Genomic DNA, 5287 nt, shown 5'->3' with positions numbered 1-5287 from the left:
TTGGGTAACATTATTCTAGAGTTGTCTTCTTCTAACCCATTTGGTTGGTCCTGGCTACCTGAATAAATCTCTACCCCGAAATTTTGAGCGGATACATTTTGGATTATGACGGAATCTGAAATAGAAGAATTTGAGCGACTAAAACGTAGAATTAGAGGTGATTGGATTGCAACAATTCAAATGGAGCTAATAAAGCTTGATTATTGTGCAATGCTTGTAACTATAGATAATCATGAGGCGTTTTTGGGGCTTAGACCAGAGCAAGCCGCTATTAGAGCTATTCAAAATCTTTATGAAAATACCCGTGGTGTTTGAGGAATAAGCTAATGGGAGCAACGCGATTTTGTGAGGTGCTAAAAATTAGGGGTATAAATCACCTGTTTAATAGTGCGATCGCGGTGAAATACCTGTTTTTATTGAGAATCTAGCTATATAACTGAGAATTAAACCCTGATCTCACTTTTTCGGGTTGCTCCCTAAGCTAATCGTCATTCATTTTTCCAGACTGATTCGCTTGTAGTAAGGGCTTCAGCCCTGGTGTTATGCAACTTAAATCTTAGGAAAGAAGTGTAGAGAAAAATATGAGCGATCGCTTAATGGAAAAACTGTATAAAAGTCTTCAGGTTGGATCTGGATCTTTGTCACAAGTTCTACGACGACAGGCAAAATCTTAAAACCCTTCTGCCCTCTGTCTCCTGCCTTCTGCCTTAAAGCGCGTAACCTTTCATCATCACCAAAAGTTGCCAAGAACCTTAATTTGGACTTGATCCTCTGGGGTTAAAGTGAAATATTGAATCCGATCCGATTCTGGAATGGCATCCGGGAACTGTCAGGGCTTCACGAACCGATAGGCGAAGCGATCGGTCTCGCCCTTGATCGAGGGATCGAACACCTTGATCGAGTGCGGATCGTCCTTGTTCGCGAGCATGGTGCTTTCCGCGTCCAGTACGAAGCCGGCCGCCTCCACCTCCTCGCGAACGGATGCAGGTTCAATCCGATGCAGCGACTGGGCGTCGCTCGTGCCCGCCCCGACGGCGGCGGCGTGGTCTACGATGACGTAGGACCCACCGGGCTTCAGCCGCTCGTAGACAGCTCGATTGAAGTGGGCCGCTGTCGCGCCCCTGGCCTGGATCAGCGCGGTGTGGAGATCGTGGTAGAACAGGTGCAGCCACAGGACATCCGCTGGTTGCGTGGCCTCTGGCATCGCGACGAGGTCCGCTGAGACGGCTTCGACGTTCTCTCGGCCCGGCTCCTTCGCGAGCGCCCGCATGCGGCCGACCTGATCGTTCTTTAAGTCGGCGATTTCAGTTGGCACGAAACTGAAGACCCGTCCTTCGGGTCCCACGACGTCGGAGAAGAGGCGGGTCCATTCGCCGTCGCCTGGGTAAACATCGATGACGGTAGAGCCCGCATCGACTCGTGCGAACCGGATCAACTCGGATAGCTTGGATTGGTCGTACATCGGGATCTCCTTTACGGTTGGGCATTCGACGAGCGCGCGGACTGCGAGGGGGCGGGCAGATCCACCGTTCACCCCGCGATGGTCGCAGACGACCAGCACTACGCCAGCCCGGACGCGTCCATCTGCGAGGCCCGCGCCAGTGCTTGCGTGTCGATATACTCCTGGATGTGCGCCACTTTGCCGTCTCGAACGGTAATGTCGAAGACCCAATCGTCCCTGAACGGCTTATTCGTGGCTTTGATTTTCCCCGTAGCGACGCCGACAACCAGAACCCGGTCTCCCTGCGCCACGAATTCGGGGGGCTTTGGGTATTTCATTTCCACCTCTTCGGACGCCTTCTTTAGCACAGCCGCCAATTCCGCGTGCCCGCGGTGCGTACCTGCCAGCGGCCAGCCTTCGCCCGGAATGATCCATTCAATATCTTCGGCAGCCAACGCAAGCAGATCGTGCTCGTTGTAGCTGCCCATTGCTGCAAAGAAATCCTTCACAATCTGGACATTCTCTTTGATGCTCATCGAATCTCTCCTTTTTCCTTAGGTCGGATTGTGTCCGGTCTAATCGGACACGTTGTGGTCCACGAGGCAGGATCGCATCGAGATTTGCGATCACGACTCATCAGTCGAACTTGACCAAGTCCTTAAAGATCAGCCGACCCCAACTATTTCCCCGGGCCTGCACAAGCAGTCCGCCTTCCGAAAGCCCGCCAAGTTTGATCGGCGAGAAACCGAGATTTTCCGCGAGCGCACCAATCTCCGTTGCGGCAGCGTCATCGTCGCTCGCCAGGAACACGACTCTCTTTCCGCCATGCACGGCAGGATCTTGGTCAAGGACGGCAGCGCCCAAATGGTTGAAGCCCTTAACCAGTCTTCCACCAGTGAAGGCATGTGCGACGACCTTGGAAGAAGGCTGTCCTCCCAGTGCCTCAGGGGACACGCCGTAGGCATTGGTCACGTCGATGATGGTCTTTCCCTGCCAGGTCGGCAGCGCCTTCGCGACATCCTGGTGCGACTCGAAACGGACGGCCAAAAAGATGATGTCCGCCTTGACGGCTTCCGCCAGTGTTTTGGGGATGATCGTGGGTCCGATCGCGGCCGCAGCGGATGTGAAGCTTGCCGGGTCGCGCGTGGTCGCAACGAATACTTCGATGCCCTTGCGGGCAAACGCCTTGGCCAGAGCCTGGCCGATCTTCCCGAAGCCGATAATTGCGTAGCTCATATATTATCCTTTGGTTTACCGAATTTGGTCTACCGAACCCTACGGCGCTCTGAATAATCGAAATGGCGCGCCGTAAGGCGAGCGGGTTAGATTTGCGCCAGGCCGCCGTCGACGGCGACCTCGCTGCCGGTCATGAAGCTGCTGTCCGACGACGCAAGAAAGGCAGCCACGGCCCCGAGCTCCGTCGGATCGCCCATGCGCTGGAACCCAGTCATCGAGCCGTAGGCCTTCAGTCCCTCCTCGCCTAGCGATTCCGTCGCGAGTTCGGTCGCTATCGCCCCGGGCGACAGCACGTTTACGCGGATGCCGGTGCTCTTCAGGTCCTCCACCCAGGTCCGCGCGAGGTTGCGCACTGCCGCCTTGCTCGCGCTGTAGGCGGTGAACGCCGGGGCACCCGTGGTGCCGGCGCTCGATCCGGTCAGGATGATCGAACCGCCCTGGCCCATCAGCGGGAGCGCCTTCTGGACCGTGAAGATCGTACCCTTCACGTTGGTGTCGAAGGTTTCGTCAATGTGCTTGGCGGTGATCTCGCCGAGCTTAAGCTGGCTTCCCACCCCGGCATTGGCGAAGACGATGTCGAGGGTTCCGCGCTCGGCCTTCACCGCCGCGTAGAGTCGGTCAAGGTCGGCCAGATCGGAGACCGAGCCCTTCACCGCACGGGCATTGGGCCCGAGGTCGGCCACAGCCGCGTCGAGCGCATCCTGCCGGCGGCCGAAGATGAAGACGAAAGCGCCTTCCTCGATGAAGCGCTTTGCAGCGGCGAGGCCGATGCCGGTAGCGCCGCCGGTAATCACGGCGGTCTTTCCATTCAGTCTGTTCATGCTGATAGTGCTCATGTTCGTGTCCCTTTTAGCTACTATTAAAGTATCTATTTGAATCAAGAAAATAGCTACCTGGACTTGCTCCTAATTTTTGAAACCACATCTGCCAGAGTGGTTCGCTTCAGATCATTTTCGACAGCATTCTGTGTGCCGATCAGCACCTCGCCCATGACTTCCTTAATATTACTACTCACTACGCACCACTTTTTTTCCTCATAGGTGTGGATGGCAAAAGCACTTGGAGGGCTGACCGCAGAGTAGATGTCGAAGAGAGAAATACTCTCTGGGCTTCTAGCCAGATCATAGCCCCCGGATTTACCCACGGTGGTCGTGACCAGCTTCGCCTTGGAGAGTTTGACAAGAATTCTCTTAACGAAAACCGGGTTCGCATTCACGCTACCTGCCAGAACTTCTGACGTAAAGGTTGTCTTGTAATTTGCGATTGCTGCCAGTACATGAACAGCGATTGAAAACTGGGTATTCACAGATGCCATAATGGATACTATTACAGTATCTTATAAAAAAGTCAAGCTCCGTAATGGCCGAGTCTAACCTTGGTGGTTCGTTGCCTTGATGTCTTGTTGTTTCGGGAGCATGTTCATAAGGCGAAAAGCTTAAATTGCAATTTTCAAGGTCGAATTACAATTTATCGGATAAGCCTACCATTGTCGCACTTTCTCTCCACAATAAATTTGAGCCGATGTTGCGCGGTGAAGAGGGCAGCATGGTCAGCGTGGCGGTAGTACCGTAAATAATGGGCTAGAACAGAGCCGGCATCTGGGCTATAGAAACACCAACGTCTTTTATTACCTTTACCAACCACCTGGAATTTGCACCCGTTAAGATCAACCTCCTCCAGATTTAACGCTAAAACCTCAGCAATTCTGGCTCCACTGCGATGGAGTAGCTGTAGTGACCTGCAATGCTAATCGCTCAGATCTGCAATCAAGACATTTCTCAGCCAGGATTAAGGTTCTTGTCAGCTTTTGGTGATGATGAAAGGTTACGCGCTTTAAGGCAGGAGGCAGAAGGGTTTTAAGATTTTGCCTGTCGTCGTAGAACTTGTGACAAAGATCCAGATCCAACCTGAAGACTTTTCTTGTGATGTAGAGATTCTGTAACCCTTAACAGGGCTTTCTGTAATTTTATTCTTTCTTCCTTCTGCCTTCTGCCCTCAACATAGATGCCTAAACCAGCCCACTATTGATCGCCAAAAGCTGACAAGAACCCATAAAATAGCCACTTAGTTTTCCAAGCATATTTTGACCTTTTTATAGTGTAAGTCACAGAATGCTAATCGCTCTCACCAATATTGTTGTATCGAATATTCACATTCTTAGTTCTTCCTTTGGACAAGATAGCCTTGGCGGTAATCACTCTTCTTTAATTTGGAAGCTTGACGTGCAGACCACTGACGCATAGAAGTAACTTTATCTACATGAAGTAGCTTCTGGCGATAAGTATCATTGCCCGTTAGTTGGGCGATCGCACCAGCAATAAATCGAGCGCAGCGTTCTGGCTGAGACGAAACTTGTTCTTCTGCAAACCGAATGACAAGCCAGTTGGCATCGGCAAAACACTTGTTTCGGTAATCATCCTCCCCGATACAGTGGGTAGGCTTAAGAGTTGCAAAGGAAATTGGCTCATCGACCTCCAAATCTATGTGTAAGCCAGTATTTGGTTCAATAATAAGAAAATCCTAGCGTGGCAAAACTTACTAGAGAAGAGTGAAAATCCTGTAATCTTGACCTTGTAGCGAAATAATGGTGCAAAAACTTGGCAAGAAAAA

At 52.0% G+C, this 5287-nt stretch carries 6 protein-coding genes and 1 pseudogene; 1 reads left to right on the top strand and 6 read right to left on the bottom strand.

All coding sequences use genetic code 11. The features are described from left to right. The first annotated feature begins 105 nt into the window (after positions 1 to 105). Positions 106 to 315, top strand: a complete 210-nt coding sequence (locus tag V7L05_RS07770) for a hypothetical protein (protein WP_094345806.1) — start codon at positions 106 to 108, stop codon at positions 313 to 315. Positions 316 to 829: 514 nt separating this feature from the next. Here the strand turns inward: V7L05_RS07770 and V7L05_RS07765 are convergent. From V7L05_RS07765 to V7L05_RS07740, 6 genes and pseudogenes are all read right to left on the bottom strand, one after another. Then, a complete protein-coding gene (locus V7L05_RS07765) occupies positions 830 to 1462 on the bottom strand; it encodes a class I SAM-dependent methyltransferase (RefSeq protein ID WP_335163371.1) in 633 nt (210 codons plus the stop codon). Between the two features lie 98 nt (positions 1463 to 1560). Further along, positions 1561 to 1977 carry a nuclear transport factor 2 family protein gene (locus tag V7L05_RS07760; RefSeq protein ID WP_335163369.1) on the bottom strand — a complete coding sequence of 139 codons (417 nt, stop codon included), beginning with the start codon at positions 1975 to 1977 and terminating at the stop codon, positions 1561 to 1563. 100 nt (positions 1978 to 2077) lie between these two features. Further along, positions 2078 to 2677: an NADPH-dependent F420 reductase gene (locus V7L05_RS07755; RefSeq protein WP_335163367.1), complete on the bottom strand. Its 600-nt coding sequence runs from the start codon at positions 2675 to 2677 to the stop codon at positions 2078 to 2080. 86 nt (positions 2678 to 2763) lie between these two features. Further along, complete coding sequence (locus V7L05_RS07750; RefSeq protein ID WP_335163365.1) at positions 2764 to 3513, bottom strand: SDR family NAD(P)-dependent oxidoreductase; 750 nt, start codon at positions 3511 to 3513, stop codon at positions 2764 to 2766. 53 nt (positions 3514 to 3566) lie between these two features. Beyond that, entirely contained in the window at positions 3567 to 3992 is a 426-nt protein-coding gene (locus V7L05_RS07745) for an Rrf2 family transcriptional regulator (protein ID WP_334784204.1), read from the bottom strand. 842 nt (positions 3993 to 4834) lie between these two features. After that, positions 4835 to 5197: pseudogene (locus V7L05_RS07740) on the bottom strand (hypothetical protein); the annotation flags it as partial. Between the last annotated feature and the right edge of the window lie 90 nt (positions 5198 to 5287).

The sequence above is a fragment of the Nostoc sp. genome (genome assembly GCF_036917755.1).
GTDB lineage: Bacteria > Cyanobacteriota > Cyanobacteriia > Cyanobacteriales > Nostocaceae > Nostoc.
This window is presented reverse-complemented; position numbering and strand designations above follow the sequence as displayed.

What these genes read in the sequence shown, in the direction of transcription:
- V7L05_RS07760 (WP_335163369.1), bottom strand. Translation starts at nt 1,977, where the DNA reads ATGAGCATCAAAGAGAATGTCCAGATTGTGAAGGATTTCTTTGCAGCA.
- V7L05_RS07755 (WP_335163367.1), bottom strand. Translation starts at nt 2,677, where the DNA reads ATGAGCTACGCAATTATCGGCTTCGGGAAGATCGGCCAGGCTCTGGCC.
- V7L05_RS07750 (WP_335163365.1), bottom strand. Translation starts at nt 3,513, where the DNA reads ATGAGCACTATCAGCATGAACAGACTGAATGGAAAGACCGCCGTGATT.
- V7L05_RS07770 (WP_094345806.1), top strand. Translation starts at nt 106, where the DNA reads ATGACGGAATCTGAAATAGAAGAATTTGAGCGACTAAAACGTAGAATT.
- V7L05_RS07745 (WP_334784204.1), bottom strand. Translation starts at nt 3,992, where the DNA reads ATGGCATCTGTGAATACCCAGTTTTCAATCGCTGTTCATGTACTGGCA.
- V7L05_RS07765 (WP_335163371.1), bottom strand. Translation starts at nt 1,462, where the DNA reads ATGTACGACCAATCCAAGCTATCCGAGTTGATCCGGTTCGCACGAGTC.